We start from the raw sequence: 16,328 nt of genomic DNA, 5'->3' as shown, positions 1-16,328 counted from the left end.
GATAACAAAATAATCCTTAACTCGGTTACTGTTTTACTTCATTGCCCGGCACAGGATAGGCAAGTTATGCATACATTTTGGATTATTGATGCCTTATGTTAAGTGGCTGATTCATTGATCATGATGCTTCCCGTTCGCCGCGGGGAGGAGTAGACGTTTTTCCAGAGAGAAGTGCTTTACCTGGCTCTCAAGCTGAGCGCACAGAAACATTACATCGAGCCATTATGTCAGGTGAATCACTGCATTGGTGATAAGGATGTTAATAGTTAGAAAAATTATTGCATCTTTTTATTTGTCGACTACACTTAAGATATAGCGTCGAAGAGCAGGGATTTTCGATCACTCAGGGATGAGTGCCGCTATGCCATTTTTAAGTAAGAATAAGACCTCACTGAATTGAACAGCCCTTGCAAACATTTCCTTAAATTTAACATCTCTTGTTTATTCATTAATCCCTAACTAAAAGCCGCTCGGTCTACACAACGCTACTTTTTACTCACCTCATCTAGATAGCACAGCCTTTCTACGTTACTCTATAGTTAATTATTTTCGACCGCCAATGGACGCCTAATGTCTCAATCTAAGCGTAAATTCTGGATTATCACGTTACTCGCGGTAATCGTTGTGCCTTGTATTATTATGGCCGCATTATTGGTAACAGTGATGTATGTAAAACCTTATTAATCCAATATTGGGGGAGTTTACGAGGCTAAATGCTTTGATATTCTTGCCCCAAAAAATATTAACGCCTCTCGGCAAATAAATTCTTTACGGTTGTCTAAAACTCTGTTTCAGTAACGCTCTACTCTTTCTAAAGGATAGCGTTATGGAACACACTTATCACACCTCTATTACTTGGACCGGTAACTTGGGAGAGGGCACCGCCCATTATCGCAGCTACGCGCGCACTTGGGATATTGCACTGCCCGGCAAAGCAGTTATCGCTTGTTCAAATGATCCCCTCTTGGGGGGCGATCCAACCAAGATGAATCCTGAAGATTTGTTAATGTCATCATTGGCTGCATGCCATATGTTGTGGTATCTACACCTCGCTTCTGCAGCCGGTGTCACCGTTGTCGGTTACCAAGACAGTCCAACAGCCGTCGGTGAAGTCTTACCGAGTGGGGCGGGTCGCTTTCTGTCGATGACTTTGCACCCTGTGATTACCGTGTTACCTACTACCGACCTCGATCTCGCACGTAAACTGCATGACGACGTACACCCAGTCTGTTTTATCGCGCGTTCCGTTAATTTTCCCATAACCTACCAGCCTGAATTTATTATCGCGTCCGATGCCGTCTAATGTTTAAGGGCCAGTCATCCATAATGGCCCTAGCTGATTTGTTCAACATAGAAGGACCTGAGTGTGGCACAGCAAAAAATTACCTTAATCACAGGAGGCTCACGGCGCATCGGCAGGGCTACGGCACTTTTATTGGCTGAACGCGGGCATCAGATCTGTATTAATTATCGGCAGCGAGAGGAAGAAGCTCTGGCGGTCGTTGAGACAATACGTCAGCAGGGCGGCTGCGCCATCGCAATCGCCGCCGATATCAGTGATGAGCAACAAATCAGTAAAATGTTCTCCGAGATCGATCAACGCTTGGGGCCGATCACTGGATTAGTCAATAATGCGGCTCGACTCTTACCGCAATCACGGGTTGAGCAACTTTCTGGTCCCCGCTTGGCGCAGATCTTTGCGGCCAATATCAGTGGTTCGATACTTTGCGCGCGTGAGGCGGTTAAACGGATGTCTACTCACAATCAAGGGCGGGGTGGCGCAATCGTTAATGTTTCCTCGGCGGCAGCAAGACTGGGTTCAGCTTTCGAATATACCGATTATGCTGCGTCTATAGGGGCGATCGATACGTTCACCCGTGGTCTGAGTGAGGAAGTGGCCGCAGCAGGTATTCGCGTCAATGCGGTACGACCCGGTTTTATCTATACCGAGATGCATGCTGAGGGGGGCGAGGCTGACCGTATTGAGCGAGTGAAGTCGCAATTACCGATGGCCAGAGGGGGGCAGCCGATTGAGGTGGCTTATGCTATCGCTTGGTTACTCTCTGAAGAAGCCTCTTACGTTACAGGCAGCTTTATCGATGTTGCAGGGGGCAAATAGCGATAGTAAGCTGTAATCCCCTCCATAATAGGTAGACTGGTCTGTCTATATGGAGGGCATCATGTCGGCTAAAGAAAAATCCGCCAAGCGGCGCATAGCTTATTTTACAATCGAGGTATTCATGCGACGGGGATCGACAGCATTATCAAGCTCGCCGATGTCGCGAAACAACGTTTTTATAACCACTTCATGTCGAAACAGTGTTTGGTGTTGGATTACCTCGCGCTTCGCCATCAACAATGGCTTGACCTCTATGTGATCCGATTGCAACAAACGATAACGCCGCCAAATCGTATTTTAACGATTTATGATGCCTACCAAGAGCATGCTGAGAAATCTTATATAAATGGATTTCGGGGTTGTGGCCTACTCAACGCTGCGGCGGAATTTCCAGTCGATTCTTTAGAAAGACGTTGTGTGGCAGAACAAAAAACGCAAATCGAACAGTTTATTCTTACCGCGCTGAACGAGATCCCGAGTGTTCCCTCCGATGCAGCCCAACGACTGGAGTACCTATGAGCCCTACCTTAATTGGGAAGAGTTGCGTAGTGATCGCCGCCTTATTGTGGGGAACGACAGGGACTGCCGCACGCTTAGCGCCAGCATTAAGCCCGATAACTATCGCCTGCGTCGCCATGGGGCTCGGTGGGATCTTGCAAGCGGTATTAGCGCTGCCAGCCATACTGAGCTCGCTCCCTCAACTGCAGCAACAGCGCCGCTTATTGATTATCGGCGCCTGCGCGGTTGCCATCTATCCGCTTGCTTTCTACTGCTCAATGGACTTTGCTGGGGTAGCAGTGGGTACTGTCATCTCTATCGGGTCCGCCCCCCTCTTTTCTGCCTTAATCGAAAACCGCTTGGAAAAAAGTGCCTTAACTAAGCAGTGGTTAGGGGGCGCATTCGTCGGTGTCATTGGAATTAGCTTGCTCGCCCAGATGCACACCGTGTTTTCAGCAGGCGGCGACCCAGCCCAAGCATCTTTGTCCGTGGGGGTTGCCTTAGGCTTATTGGCTGGGCTGACCTACGCGTTATATTCGTGGACCGCAAGGAGAATGATGGTAAACGGGATAATAAGCCGTGCGGCAATGGGCTCGACATTTGGCGTGGGGGGACTGCTCCTTTTGCCATTATTAATCGCGACCGGTGGTTCCTTGCTCGCATCCTGGCAAAATGCTGTGGTAGGCGGCTATATGGCACTCTTTCCAATGGGGATTGGCTACTTATGTTACGGTGCAGGGTTGGCGCGAATCAAAGCCAGCATCGCCACGGCAATCACCTTACTCGAACCCGTAGTGGCCGCTTTGCTCGCCGTATTTATCCTCAATGAGACCCTATCCCCCATGGGATGGACGGGGATAGGGTTAATCATAGCCAGTTTGGTGATTATCGCCTGGCCAAAGCGATTAACGGTTAGTGATTGAGGTTGCGGGGTCCACAGTTGCCGTAATCGTAGTCGGCAAAGCGCTTAGCGAAATGCTTGAGCTGAGGTGGGGCATCCAAGGGGGGGAAGCGTATTTCGATAAAGATGGCTTTATCCCTATTTGGATTCTCAGCGGCTTGCAGCGCTTGATGCAGTGATGGGATATCATCAACAACAAAGGATAAGGCATGATTACCTTTATCGAGCACACTAGGGAGCTTGGCATAATCCCATTCGTTGACATCGTTATACGCAGAATTTTCGCCAAGTATAAGTCGTTCTATGGTATATCCCCAATTATTGATAAGGAAAATAATCGGTGTCAGGCGCTGTTGTAATAGGGTAGAAAGTTCCTGAACGGTCAGTTGCAACGAGCCATCACCAATAAATAGCAGATGCCGTTGTTCGGGTCGCGCAATAAGTGATCCCAGTAGAGCCGGCAGTGTAAAACCTATGGACCCCCAAATAATCTGCGAGTGATAACGCGCGCCCGCTGGTAATTGCAGACTGGATGCACCACTGTGCGCGGTGCCTGCCTCACCAAAAATACTATCCTGTGGTCGAATAAACGCTTGTAGGGCTTGCCAGAAATAGGCTTGAGAAAATGTCGTGTGCGGCTGAGTCGAGATCGGTAAGGAAGATCGAGGGGGAAGAGGCCTAGGTGCGCAGTCACGAAGTTGTTCAGCGAGATGTCGGCATAATTCTTGAAGCATGACGCCCGGGTATTGTGCGCCATTGATAGTGACATCGAAGCGTCTGAGCGCGATAAGTCGTGAGTTATCGATAAGCTGGCTAAACAACCCGGTATTACAGTCTGTCAGACGTAGGCCAACCCCTATCACGCACACTGAATGATGAATAGCATGACTGACGGCAGGTAAACTTGCCTGACCGGCATATACCCCGAGATACAGGGCAGAGTTTTCATCCATAATCCCTTTGGCACTGGGCAGTACCGCATAAGGGATGGCCAGCTTTTCGCTGATTGTACGAATAAAATCGATAACGCCAAATCGTACCGCATCGTTATCGAGTAAAAAAACGGGGCCATTTTCTGGCCGCCATTGCGCTTGCAGGTGGGAAATAACACGATTGAGTTGCCGTGGATCACTCGTCGGCTCGACTAAACGTAGCGGTTGGCTGGGTACTTCAATCATCAAATGTGTTATATCGGACGGCAGCTGTAGATGAACGGGACGCCGCTCAAGCCAACAACATTGCAGCAAACGATCGATCTCCATCACTGCGTTCGCCGGGGTCAGCCGCGTTTGTGCCACGGTAAACTCTGCGACACAACGACCAATATTATCGTAATCGCCATCGACTAAGGTGTGATGGAGAAGGGCGCGATCGTTGACCGCATGCAGCGGCGGTAAGCCACTGATATGCACTACGGGAATATTTTCAGCGTAAGCCCCCGCGAGGCCATTGAGTGCACTTAGGTCGCCCACTCCCCAAGTGGTAATAAAAGCCCCTATTCCCTTACTGCGTGCGTAGCCATCTGCTGCATAAGCGGCATTCAACTCATTACAATTATTGATAAATCTAATTGGGGAGGGGGGTACGGTTTGTTCAAGGAAGGAGAGATTGAAATCGCCCGGTACACCGAAGAGATGTTCGATACCGGCTTCATGTAATCGCCGCAGTAAAAATTGTCCCAATTGCATTTGCATCGATGCCACCTCGTGCTAAAAGTGATGAATGATTTGTGCAGAAAATAAATCTTTCTAATCAGTCTAGCGGCAAAGCGGCACAAGAAGTGTGCATGTTTTGGTTTGAAACGGCTTAAGTTACATAAATTGTGCGGAGAGAGGATGGATAACTTTGATTGGAAAATTATTTCAGCGTTACAGCTTGATGGACGTCTGACCAACCAAGAAGTAGGCGAAAAAGTGGGGTTGTCTGCTTCGCAGTGTTCACGTCGCAGAACCGCATTGGAAAAGGCTGGGATTATTCAGGGCTATTCGGCTCGGGTAAATGGGCAAGCGATTGGCCTACAGGTATTAGCCTATGTGCATATCAATTTACACAGCCACGATCCTAAATCGATGCGCCATTTTCAACATATTCTTGACGGTGAGTCGGCCATTCAGGAGGTCCTTATGGTCAGTGGTGAAGCCGACTATTTATTGAAGATTATTGCCGCCAATTTGCAACAGTTAGCCGATTTTATTTCTCACACTTTATTAGCCAGCGAGGTTATAAGCCATGTTAAATCCTTTGTGGTGTTGAAAAAAACTGAAACAGATCAGTCAGCTTCCGACACAGCCAGTCTAAGGGGCGCTGGGCTCCGCGCGCGATCGTTCACATTGTCGTCGCAGCTGCTCAGGCTGATAAGGAGGCGAGTGAGCGGTCATCATCTGTTGGTAGGCGATGCACGCGGCAGTAGATCGTTGCGGTGAAGGAGGAGCGGTTAACCCCCCGGTTAACAGTAGACTGACAAAAAATAGGTATAGTGGCGCACGATTAATATTTCCTTTCAAAAGTATTAAACATTTTAGCAACATTCTGTGACCGGTAACACACTGTTTATCATGACATAACATTACCATGTGTTTACATAACTATAACTTATTGGGATGTTAACATGTCTGAGACTACGCTTCGACAACGTAAAGCGAAACATTTTACCTGGTTTGTCGGCGGTATCGCCGCGTTATCGGGACTGTTGTTTGGACTGGATATTGGCGTTATCGCCGGAGCATTGCCCTTTTTAGCGCAAGACCTTTCAATAACCAGTCACCAGCAAGAGTGGGTCGTGAGTGCTATGATGTTTGGTGCCGCAATAGGGGCGTTAACCGCTGGCTGGATGTCCTACCGCCTTGGCCGCAAAAAAAGCATTCTAGCTGGGGCAATCTTATTTATTATTGGCTCGTTATGGTCTGCATTTTCCCCTGATGTCACCAGTCTGGTCTGCGCACGCGTGGTGCTGGGCTTGGCAGTCGGATTTGCCTCTTACACTGCCCCACTTTATATCGCAGAAATCGCGCCTGAGCGCTATCGTGGATCGATGATTTCGATGTATCAAATGATGTTAACGACCGGTATTGTGGTGGCCTTTCTCTCTGATGCCGCGTTAAGTTATAGCGGCAACTGGCGGCTAATGCTGGGTGTTATCGCATTCCCTGCGTTAGTACTGTTTATCGGCGTGATCTTTCTTCCCAATAGTCCACGCTGGCTAGCCGCGACTGGCCGTTATCACGATGCGCAGAAGGTCCTTGAGCGCTTACGCAGTAGCGATACCCAAGCCAAAAAAGAGCTGGATGAGATACGCGAAAGCTTAAAGGTTAAGCAGAGCGGATGGTCATTATTCCGTACTAATGCTAATTTCCGCCGTTCAGTGGGCTTAGGCGTGTTATTGCAAGTGATGCAACAATTTACCGGAATGAATGTGGTGATGTATTACGCGCCCAAGATTTTCGCTATCGCCGGTTTTGCCAGTACTTCACAGCAGATGTGGGGCACAGTAGTGGTCGGTTTAACCAACATGTTGGCCACCCTGATTGCGGTAGGTTTGGTTGATCGCTGGGGACGAAAACCGATGCTACTAACCAGTTTCTTGGTCATGGCGGTGGGGATGGGCGTGCTAGGCCTGTTTATTCATAACGGTATCCACTCGGTAGTGATTCAATACACGGCCATCGTAATGTTACTGCTGTTTATTATTGGTTTCGCCATGGCCGCAGGCCCAGTGATCTGGTTACTGTGCTCAGAGGTTCAGCCACTGAAAGGGCGTGATTTCGGCATCACCTTATCCACTACCACAAACTGGGTCGCCAATATGATCGTTGGGGCAACGTTTCTGACCTTGCTGGAAAGTTTTGGCAATGCCAATACCTTCTGGTTGTATGGTGGATTAAATCTACTCTTTATTGTGATTACGTTATGGCTGGTACCGGAAACGAAAAATGTCTCGTTAGAGCATATTGAACGCAACTTGATGCAGGGTAAAGCCTTGCGAGATATCGGAAAGTAATCAAGCCCTGAGGGTGATGGGCGTCACCCTCAGGCGTTGATTTATTCGGCAACCAGCCACATGTCGGCCTCTTCAAACATCTCTTCTAACATTCGGTTAAGCTTTTCTCGATCGCTCTTACTGGCATCACTATTCAAGCTATTCATTTGCATCGGTTTAACTCGGACTTCAGCATCAGGAAATAGTCGTCTTACTCGCTGGGTTAATTCTTGCAGAATGATCTCTGCAGCGTTATCGAGCCCGGCAACATTTCTTTTATCATACACCAATTCTACGTACATAACTTACCCAATAACTGTATAGATATCCAGTATAGTGCCTAGTCGTTAAGTGGTTGTCAAGTAGGGTTTTTATTCCTTTAGGCAGTGTTGTTTGCAATCATTGGCACTCGCGTTCAAGATAATCCACTATGCTTTGTTCAGGCGAAGAACCTAAAGATGAACTCTATGGAGAGTGTTATGAAAGCGATTGTTTACCAAGACCACCAATTACCCATTACTGATTCGCATGCGCTCTATGAAATCGAGACTGATAAACCGGCCCCAGGCGCGCGCGATTTATTAGTGAAGATTACGGCGATTTCTGTGAACCCCATCGATACGAAAATACGCCGCACGGCCAACACCGCAGAACCGCGTATCCTCGGATGGGATGCCGTGGGGGAAGTGGTGGCGGTGGGGGAAGAGGTCAGCTTATTCGTTCCTGGGGATAGGGTGTACTATGCAGGATCCTTAGTTCGTCCAGGGACCAATGCAGAATACCACTTAGTGGATGAGCGTATTGTCGCTAAGAAGCCTAATCAATGTAATGATGCGGAAGCCGCGGCATTACCTCTGACGGCCTTAACCGCGTGGGAACTGCTGTTTGACCGGTTAGCGGTGGAGACTGAACAGCCTAAAACTTTATTGATTATTGGTGCTGCAGGGGGGGTGGGCTCACTCTTAACCCAACTGGCCAGTAAACTGACCCAGTTACGCGTTATCGCCACCGCCTCACGCCCCGAAACGACGCAATGGGTTAAGGCGTTAGGCGCTGATGAGGTAATCGACCATACAAAATCGTTGGTTGAGGGCTGTGCACAACTAGGGATTAAGCAAGTGGATTATGTGGCGAGCCTGACCCACACCGACAGTCATTACGAAGATATTATCGAGTTGTTAGCGCCTCAGGGAAAATTAGGCTTGATTGATGACCCGGAAACCCTCGATGCACTGCCGCTTAAACGTAAAGCTATCTCTCTGCATTGGGAGCTGATGTTTACACGGTCACTTTTTGAAACCGACGATATGATCCGCCAACACGAGATTTTGACGCGTGTAGCTAGCCTGATTGATCAGGGAGTATTAAGAACGACCTTGGCAGAACACTACGGTGTTATCAATGCGGAAAATTTACGTAAGGCGCATGCGATGCTAGAGAGCCATAAGGCGAAGGGCAAAATTGTACTGTCTGGTTTCTAATCGACGTGACGTGAAGGGAGTACAAAACTCCCTTTACACCAGCGAGAGACTAACGTAGTTGGGCAATTTCGTGCTCGGTTAACCTAATGACTTGGCGCTGACCGCGTTGGGGATCCGCGACGGCCGCATCCTTTACGGCCATGACAGCCAGTGCTTCCACTCTAGAAACCAGATCAGGGGCCCCTTGGCGTAACGCATCAAGTAACGACTTAGATCGCCGGCGGATATTGCAAGTGAGTGCGCCTTCTTCTGAACAATAATAGATCACAGGATCGTTATCCTGACCCTAAGTCTCACTTCCTGGTCGGACGACGGCGGCTAGGTGAGCTTCTTGCTGATCAATTCCTGTCTTGACTAAACTGCCTTCGGCGCCATGGGTGACAAAGCGTAAGCTAACGCCTACGGCAAGCATTGAGCAATGTAGAATGACCCGATGCTTAGGGGAGTTCACAATGACGTGTGCCCAGTCATCAATTTACGCGCCTCTATGTAATAAGCAGATATTACCTTCAACCGAGTCGGGTAACCCAAATAGCTGTAGCGTCTGATCGATCAAATTCGGGCCGATATCGAACCATTAGCTGCTACCCGGTTGAGTTTTTTCACGCCAGCGATCGCACACTTGTGGGCGAAAACAGTCCATTTGAAACTTAAATTGAGCGATATTGTCGGTTAGCCATTGCGGCGTGCTCGCTAAGAAGTCACTGTCCCAACGGCGATTATGGAAGATGGAGAGTAAGCGTTGTTGCTGGTCAGCGGTCTTAATGAGTTCACGTGCTTCGGCGAAATCGAGGGTTAAAGGCTTATCTACGACAACATGCTTGTCAGCCAGCAAAGCGAGTTTGGCGAGGGGGCATGGGGGGGATTCGGGCTGGCAATCACCACGAGATCGACCTCCGGATGAGTTATGGCGATTTTGGGATCGGCAATAACCTCGACAGCCGGATAATCGCGATGCATTTTTTGGTTGTCACTGGAAACGATAATAAACAGCTCTAACCCGGCATGGATGGTTTTACCGACAACCCCATAACCAATGAGTGCTGCCTTGATGCGGGAGGGGGTGTTGAAGAGTTTGACTCATTTTGCGTCCTCTCTGTGGGGTAAATGGTAGATTATTTTAACTAATTTAATACGTTAGCCGTGCAAGTGGCGAACAAGCGGGGCATTAAGCGACTTGATTTCGTTTTTCAGGCCGATTATGGTGTTAAAATCTTATTCCTAAACGAGTGTGCCTTCCGTGCAGACCCTATCACCTTATACCGCAAGAAAACGTTATTTAACGTCTCTACTGTTACTGAGCAGCCTTGTTTTTTCCTACCAATCGGCGAGTGCCGATACTTTGACGGTCACCTATGCCGGCTCGATGGGGGTGGTGATGGATAAGGGATTGGGGCCAGACTTTGCCAAAAAAAATCATGTTGATTACCAGGGGCAAGGGCAGGGGGCATATGGGATGGCACGCTTGTTAGCGTCAAAAAAAGTGGTTGCAGATGTGTTTGTGTCAATCACGCCTGGACCCATCGAGGTATTGAAACAAGCGAGACTGGTCGATCAAGCACAACCGGTCGCCAGTACACGTATGGTGATCGCTTATAATCCAAAGAGTCGTTTTGCACAGCAGTTTGCTCAGTCAGGCGATAATAATAAGATGCCTTGGTGGAAAATCCTGTCTGAGCCTGGCTTACGTTTTGGCCGGACGGACCCTACCAGCGATCCACAAGGCCAAAACATTATCTTTACCCTAAAACTGGCGGAACGTTATTATCAGCAACCGGGATTAGCCAGCACCATCATGGGTGATTTGCTTAACCCGCAACAGATTGCGGCGGAGGGTGGCTTGTTAGCGCGTTTAGAGGCGGGCCAAGTCGATGCGGCCTCAGGCTATGAAAGCGCAACCCGCTCGGCGAAACTGCCTTATATGGTACTGCCCGACCAAATTAACCTAAGTAATCCAGATTACAGCCAACAATGGTACGACAAGGTCAACTTTACTTTGGTCGATCATAGTGGGCAGCCTAAAACGTATCATCCTCAGCCCTTAGTCTTCTATGCTGCGGTCCTGAACAATGCACCACAACCTGAGTTGGCGCAACAGTTCGTCCGTTATCTCACTAGTGCCCCAGCACAACAAATTTTCAAGGATAATGGCTATGATCAGCCGAAAGGGAAAGCCCTGTATCAGCAGTAACCTTGTGCGTTGTTACTGATGTTACTGCGTGGTTTACTGTTTCCAGCACTGTGCCTGCTCGCCGTGCCGTTTATCACCTTGCTGGTGGTCACGCCATGGCTGCATTTTACCTTAGCTTATGGCGATGCGCGCGCCGTCTGGACCTCATTGAGTCTCAGTCTAGCCAGCCTGCCTCTAATCGTGTTACTCGGTACGCCTGTTGCACTGTGGTTAGCAAAAACACGGTCATCATGGCGGGTAGGGATCGAAATTGGACTTCTTATACCCTTGTTAACCCCCCCTCTAGCAATGGGGATTTTACTGGTGGCGGCCTACGGCCCTTATGGCACGGTAGGGGAGATGATTGCCCGACTGGGCATCAACCTGACTAACACTCCCGCAGCGTTTATTCTCGCCCAACTTTACGCAGCATTGCCTTTTTACGTACTAATGGCGCGAAGTGCGTTCGAGGCGGTTCCCACGACGGTCAGTGAAGTGGCTGAGACGCTCGGAGCAAATCGTTGGCAGATCCTCTGCCGCTTGACACTGCCACTGGCTCGGCGTGGCTTACTCAATAGTCTTTCTTTAGCCTGGGCCAGAGCATTGGGTGAATTTGGGATTGTGATGATCTTCTGCTATTTCCCGCAGGGGATACCAGTCAAACTCTATGTAAACCTACAAAATGGCGGTGTTAATGCGGTCTATGCCCTATTGTGGATACTGCTGTTAACCAGTCTGCCGTTTCCATTGTGGTGTTTCTATCGTTCACGCAAACCGCAAAGCTAGCCCGCCAACAAAAGGCGGGTGAGGGGTTAGTACAAAGAACGCTCACCGGGTGGGCGGGTTTTGAAGCGGCGATGCAACCACATATACTGTTCTGGGGCCATCATGACACACTGCTCGACCAATTTATTGAGTGCAGTGGCAGCACTAACATCGGAGTCCACCGGGATATCTTCCGCAGCAGGCAAGATCACCATTTCGTAACCGTTATTACCCGGTAATCGGCGTGCTAAAAAAGGAATGACGGCTGGCTGGCTCATGCGGATCAGCATATAACTCCCTTTCGTCGACGCCGCTTGCTCAACAGCAAAAAACGGCGCAAACACGCTGCTTTTCGGGCCATAATCATGGTCTGGGGCATACCATAAAATGTCCCCTTTTTTGAGGGCCCGTAGCATACCCTTTACATCACGACGGTTAATCATATCTTTATTAGAACGCATACGACCGTAGGTTTGTAGCCAATCAATCACCGGATTGTTATTTGGCCGATAGACGCCGATCCCGGGATTATAGATCCCAAAAATGCGGGCACCAAGTTCCAATGTCAGGAAGTGGACACCCAACAATAGGATGCCTTTACCCTCTTGCTGCGCTTTCGAAATATGTTCCAACCCAGTGACGTAGAAGTGCTTTTTTACCCGCGCATCAGACCAAAACCATGCCATGCCGGTTTCAAGTAGCGCCATCCCTACAGACTCAAAGTTCTCTTTAAGCAGTTTCTCCCTTTCTTGCTCCGATTTCTCGGGAAAACAGAGGTGCAAGTTTCGTGCGGCGACATAGACGCGGTCGGTCATTACTTTCATCGCCAATCGTCCGACTAGCGGGCCTAGCGTGTTTAAGAACTTATAGGGTAACTGCACGACTAAATAAAGCGCGCCAATGCCACACCATAATAGAAAATAGCGTGGATGTAGTAATTGACGAGTAAACTTAGGCAAAATGGTCATTATAAACCCTAATCATCTAAATAAATTTTAACAATATGGCGGGCATTATATCGTAATCGGAGAAAAAATGCTGGCCTAGCTTTGTAAAAGCCCTACACATCATAGAGATGACTACGGATTGTCATTTTCTTAAGCCAGCCCTTAAACCCTATCAATTTGCTACACTTAACCTACTGTATAAAGATAGAGACGCTCTATGGCCCGTGAACATGACACTGAACTTTACCGTTACCCGCAACAACTTCGCGACACCTTAGCGCATCTTCCTGCAACGCCTGGCGTCTACTTTTTCTGGGCAGCGAACAGCCATGTGCCTGTGTATATTGGTAAAAGTGTCAATATTCGTTCTCGTGTACTCTCACATTTACGTACTGTCAGAGAGGCCAAATTATTGCGGCAAACGGATAGGATTACTTTCTCCGAGACCGCTGGAGATATCGGTGCACAGCTACTAGAGGCTACCCTTATCAAGCAACTTATCCCGCTTCACAATAAGCAGTTACGCAAACAACGCTCGCTTTTTAGCTTGCGATGGCTTGAGCCCCGAATAGCGTTTGTCAGTTCTAGCGAACAGAACTTTGCCCGCACCCCGAACCTTTACGGCCTCTTTCGTAATAAGCGAGCGGCGATGGAATTTATCAGGAGTTTAGCCGACGAGCATCAGCTTTGCCTTGCCACCTTAGGAATTGAGACCACACAGCGAGGCCGGGGATGTTTTCGATCGATGTTGGGAAAATGCCGAGGAGTGTGCCAAGGGAAGGAAACTGTTGAGGAGCATAGTCGCCGTGTTATCCACGCCCTCTCTGCTTGGCAGATAAAAATGTGGCCCTATAAAGGGAGAGTGGCTATCCACGAGCAGAGGGAAGGGTTTAATGATTACCATATTATCGATCACTGGCGCTATATCAATACCGTGAACACGTTAGCGAGTCTGCCGCGGGAACAGTACGAAAATAGCTTCGATGGGGATAGCTACCGCATTCTCTGCCGCGCGCTATTTAGTGGGGTAGAAATCATTCCTCTAGACGAATAAAAAAAGGTAAAGATGACATCCACTTTACCTTTTTCTCATCAGACGGGTGGGTCAAGTCATGATAGCAAAGTGCATATCTTCAATCAGTAATGCTCCCTGACGTAAGATAGTACGCTTGCCAACATATTGCTCACGGATTTGCGGCCATTTAGGTAGCTCGGTGCACTCTTTTTGCCATACACCACGGTAGTCAGGATTAATCGATTCAAATTCGTTTCGTGTTAAGGTAAACATTCGTCTTCTCCTCGGATTGTTCTACACCAGACTTAACGGTCCCCGCAGGGAATTGGAATTAGGATTTTTTATTGCATCACTGCTAATTCCTAGTTCCATATAATAACTATAGTGTGACAATCAGATGACGGCTGTGTTTTTTACAAAAATTGAAATTTTTTTCTTACCTGAATTTGCGTATGAGTAAAGCGGGAAAAATCGAGTAGACCGTTAGGGTCTACTCGCGGCGCTGAACGCTAACGTAGAAACTTACAATGGGCGACGGCGTCTAAAGATTCTGATACCACCACTTTTCACTGTGACTAGAATGATACCAATCACCACTAAGTTAGCTCCCCAAACAAATGTATTTTGAATGGTTTCGTGCAGAAGTAAGGCACCTAAAATGACTCCGAACAGTGGGGTCATAAATGTCAGCACACCGAGTTGCGAAGCAACATATTTCTTCAGTAAAGCAAACCACGCCAGAAAGCTGATAAAACAGATCACCAAAGATTGAAAAGTCAGGGCGGTAATATTTTTTAACGTTGGTTCAAACAGCGTGTTACCACTTAACCAGCTCGCGAGTAATAGGATAATAAACGAGACAATTAATTGATAAAGCAGGATAGGGCGAGATCCCATCTGATTAACACGAGTACTGCGAATAACCACTGTCGTCGCGCCCCACATTAAGCCAGAAAGTAATGCAAAGAAGTCACCTTTAAGCATGGTGCTATCACCGAAACCACCGGAAAACGAGACGCAGATACCGATAAAGGAGAAGACAATCCCTACCCACTGTAACCCAGATAGACGTTCATCCTTAATGGCAAAATTTAACCCTACTGCAGCAAAAATGGGCGAGGTATAAAGAAAGACGACCACGTGACCTGCTGTTGTGTATTTGACGGCTTCTGAAACGAAGAAATATTCGAGCGAGAACAGTAGACCGACCAAACCGCCCATTAACCACATCCCATTGGCCATAGGGAAACGTTGGCGTTGTACCGTCATTAATACTCCGAGCATTAATGCGGCGATACCTGAACGAAAGGCCAATAATAAGAGAGGAGAGAAATTACCGGCAATTTCTTTCAAAATGACTTGTTGTGAACTCCAAACAAGACAAATCAATAGCATTGCGATAACCGCAGTACCATCAAGTTGTTTTCTAACGTCCATAATGCTCCTGTTTAGTGTCAGAATAATAAGTGGGCGCGGACTATATCATAGAACTTATCAATGGTTCGCGTGCAGAAAGCGATTATCCGCCGATAAAAAAAAAGCCCGCAAAGTGCGGGCAAGATAACTTGAGCAATGTGAGTAAGTTAGGCGAATACTTGATTAAATCACTCAAGTATTTCGCTACCTAAAAATAGCCCCACATCGCACATATTGCAACATTATTTCGGGGCGTAGACGTAAAAAAAGCACCCGAAGGTGCTTTCTGAACGGTTAGTGCAGATTATTTTCTGCCTAACAGATAGCCAAAGGCAACCCCGACTGCTGCGGCGACGGCTAAGCCTGCATAAGGCTTGTCAGAGACTTGTTGCTTGATGGTGTCAGCCGCGTCTTTCACTGCGTAGCTCGCTTGTGAAGCATATTTGCGTGCTGCGCCACGCGCACAGTGATCACCTTGATCAGTGACATCACCGTAGGCTTCTTCCGCTGCACCTGCATACTCTTCAACTTTATCTTGGATTTTACTAACCATTGAAATGCTCCTTGGTAGGCTGATGTAATGTTAATAACTAAACTATAGCAAAGAAAAAAAATTATGTAGCGCTTACAGAGTTTTCTTAACCGAATAGCACTTCAAGACGCTGGTACAGAAACAGGGCAGGTCCAAGTGACCATTGCATCTTGCTCCGCATCAATAATTCTAAAGCGATCGGTCGAAAGACGTTGAGCCAAAAAACCTTCAGAGGTGGTGGCGCTAGGAACATAAAGAGAACGATTGACACTATGAAGGTAACCACTCTGCACAGTCGTCCCATTATCGGTGACGGTAAAACGCTGAATTTCGTCGAAAATCCAAGCTTGAGAGCGACCTGTCACTTGCCCACTTAGTGTCGAGACTTCACCCGGACAGAGTCGCCCATAAGGTTTATGACTGCAAGCAGACAGTAAAAGGAATAGGGGAACTGCATAAATCATTCCTCGCATCATAACTCCCTTTGTCGCGTCATAACGAGTTCGAT

17 protein-coding genes and 2 pseudogenes are annotated in these 16,328 nt (G+C 48.1%); 11 read left to right on the top strand and 8 right to left on the bottom strand.

The window, feature by feature from the left end; genetic code table 11:
* The first annotated feature begins 826 nt into the window (after positions 1-826).
* The 5 genes and pseudogenes from MKR94_RS01790 (at position 827) to MKR94_RS01775 (ending at position 3,540) form a co-directional block, all read left to right on the top strand.
* Entirely contained in the window at positions 827-1,303 is a 477-nt protein-coding gene (locus tag MKR94_RS01790; protein ID WP_241645181.1) for an OsmC family protein, read from the top strand.
* A 63-nt stretch (positions 1,304-1,366) separates the two neighbouring features.
* On the top strand, positions 1,367-2,119 hold the full coding sequence (locus MKR94_RS01785) for an SDR family oxidoreductase (RefSeq protein ID WP_241645180.1): 753 nt from the start codon (positions 1,367-1,369) through the stop codon (positions 2,117-2,119).
* A gap of 78 nt (positions 2,120-2,197) precedes the next feature.
* A pseudogene (locus MKR94_RS17100) lies at positions 2,198-2,272 on the top strand (hypothetical protein); the annotation flags it as partial.
* Positions 2,273-2,308: 36 nt separating this feature from the next.
* Positions 2,309-2,638 carry a hypothetical protein gene (locus tag MKR94_RS01780; protein ID WP_241645179.1) on the top strand — a complete coding sequence of 110 codons (330 nt, stop codon included), beginning with the start codon at positions 2,309-2,311 and terminating at the stop codon, positions 2,636-2,638.
* Complete coding sequence (locus tag MKR94_RS01775; protein WP_241645178.1) at positions 2,635-3,540, top strand: DMT family transporter; 906 nt, start codon at positions 2,635-2,637, stop codon at positions 3,538-3,540. Before MKR94_RS01780 ends, MKR94_RS01775 begins: the two co-directional genes overlap by 4 nt.
* Here the strand turns inward: MKR94_RS01775 and MKR94_RS01770 are convergent.
* Positions 3,530-5,212, bottom strand: a complete 1,683-nt coding sequence (locus MKR94_RS01770) for an alpha-keto acid decarboxylase family protein (protein WP_241645177.1) — start codon at positions 5,210-5,212, stop codon at positions 3,530-3,532. The two genes, MKR94_RS01775 and MKR94_RS01770, sit on opposite strands and share 11 nt — an antisense overlap.
* Before the next feature lie 141 nt (positions 5,213-5,353).
* On the opposite strand from MKR94_RS01770, the gene MKR94_RS01765 reads away from it, so the two are divergent.
* Both MKR94_RS01765 and MKR94_RS01760 read left to right on the top strand, forming a co-directional pair.
* Positions 5,354-5,941, top strand: coding sequence for an Lrp/AsnC family transcriptional regulator (locus tag MKR94_RS01765; protein ID WP_241645176.1), 588 nt, complete (start codon positions 5,354-5,356; stop codon positions 5,939-5,941).
* Positions 5,942-6,126: 185 nt separating this feature from the next.
* Entirely contained in the window at positions 6,127-7,515 is a 1,389-nt protein-coding gene (locus MKR94_RS01760; protein WP_241645175.1) for a sugar porter family MFS transporter, read from the top strand.
* Between the two features lie 41 nt (positions 7,516-7,556).
* Here the strand turns inward: MKR94_RS01760 and MKR94_RS01755 are convergent, their stop codons facing one another.
* Entirely contained in the window at positions 7,557-7,796 is a 240-nt protein-coding gene (locus MKR94_RS01755; protein ID WP_241591855.1) for a DinI family protein, read from the bottom strand.
* A gap of 177 nt (positions 7,797-7,973) precedes the next feature.
* On the opposite strand from MKR94_RS01755, the gene MKR94_RS01750 reads away from it, so the two are divergent.
* Entirely contained in the window at positions 7,974-8,975 is a 1,002-nt protein-coding gene (locus tag MKR94_RS01750; protein ID WP_241645174.1) for a zinc-binding alcohol dehydrogenase family protein, read from the top strand.
* 49 nt (positions 8,976-9,024) lie between these two features.
* Here MKR94_RS01750 and MKR94_RS01745 read toward each other — a convergent pair.
* Positions 9,025-10,028 (bottom strand): annotated as a pseudogene (locus tag MKR94_RS01745) (Gfo/Idh/MocA family oxidoreductase).
* Between the two features lie 187 nt (positions 10,029-10,215).
* Between MKR94_RS01745 and MKR94_RS01740 the strand changes: the two are divergent.
* Positions 10,216-11,166, top strand: a complete 951-nt coding sequence (locus tag MKR94_RS01740) for an extracellular solute-binding protein (protein ID WP_241645173.1) — start codon at positions 10,216-10,218, stop codon at positions 11,164-11,166.
* Positions 11,167-11,184: 18 nt separating this feature from the next.
* A complete protein-coding gene (locus tag MKR94_RS01735; protein WP_241645172.1) occupies positions 11,185-11,931 on the top strand; it encodes an ABC transporter permease subunit in 747 nt (248 codons plus the stop codon).
* Positions 11,932-11,957: 26 nt separating this feature from the next.
* Here the strand turns inward: MKR94_RS01735 and MKR94_RS01730 are convergent, their stop codons facing one another.
* Positions 11,958-12,878 (bottom strand): Kdo(2)-lipid IV(A) acyltransferase, encoded by a 921-nt coding sequence (locus MKR94_RS01730; protein WP_241645171.1) that lies wholly within the window; start codon positions 12,876-12,878, stop codon positions 11,958-11,960.
* A 196-nt stretch (positions 12,879-13,074) separates the two neighbouring features.
* Here MKR94_RS01730 and MKR94_RS01725 point away from each other — a divergent pair, with 196 nt between their 5' ends.
* The gene (locus tag MKR94_RS01725; protein ID WP_241645170.1) at positions 13,075-13,911 is read left to right on the top strand and encodes an endonuclease; all 837 of its coding nucleotides are present in this window, start codon (positions 13,075-13,077) and stop codon (positions 13,909-13,911) included.
* Positions 13,912-13,962: 51 nt separating this feature from the next.
* Here the strand turns inward: MKR94_RS01725 and MKR94_RS01720 are convergent, their stop codons facing one another.
* The 4 genes from MKR94_RS01720 to MKR94_RS01705 all read right to left on the bottom strand — a co-directional run bounded on the left by MKR94_RS01720 (position 13,963) and on the right by MKR94_RS01705 (position 16,293).
* Entirely contained in the window at positions 13,963-14,145 is a 183-nt protein-coding gene (locus MKR94_RS01720; RefSeq protein ID WP_099822707.1) for a hypothetical protein, read from the bottom strand.
* A 249-nt stretch (positions 14,146-14,394) separates the two neighbouring features.
* Positions 14,395-15,309, bottom strand: a complete 915-nt coding sequence (locus tag MKR94_RS01715) for a DMT family transporter (RefSeq protein ID WP_241645169.1) — start codon at positions 15,307-15,309, stop codon at positions 14,395-14,397.
* Positions 15,310-15,592: 283 nt separating this feature from the next.
* On the bottom strand, positions 15,593-15,841 hold the full coding sequence (locus MKR94_RS01710) for a glycine zipper domain-containing protein (RefSeq protein WP_241645168.1): 249 nt from the start codon (positions 15,839-15,841) through the stop codon (positions 15,593-15,595).
* A 101-nt stretch (positions 15,842-15,942) separates the two neighbouring features.
* On the bottom strand, positions 15,943-16,293 hold the full coding sequence (locus MKR94_RS01705; RefSeq protein ID WP_338327998.1) for a hypothetical protein: 351 nt from the start codon (positions 16,291-16,293) through the stop codon (positions 15,943-15,945).
* Positions 16,294-16,328 lie beyond the last annotated feature (35 nt).

The sequence above is a fragment of the Rosenbergiella metrosideri genome (genome assembly GCF_022602565.1).
GTDB lineage: Bacteria > Pseudomonadota > Gammaproteobacteria > Enterobacterales > Enterobacteriaceae > Rosenbergiella > Rosenbergiella metrosideri.
Note: the sequence above shows the minus strand (reverse complement) of the source record. Positions and strands in the feature narration are given on the sequence as shown.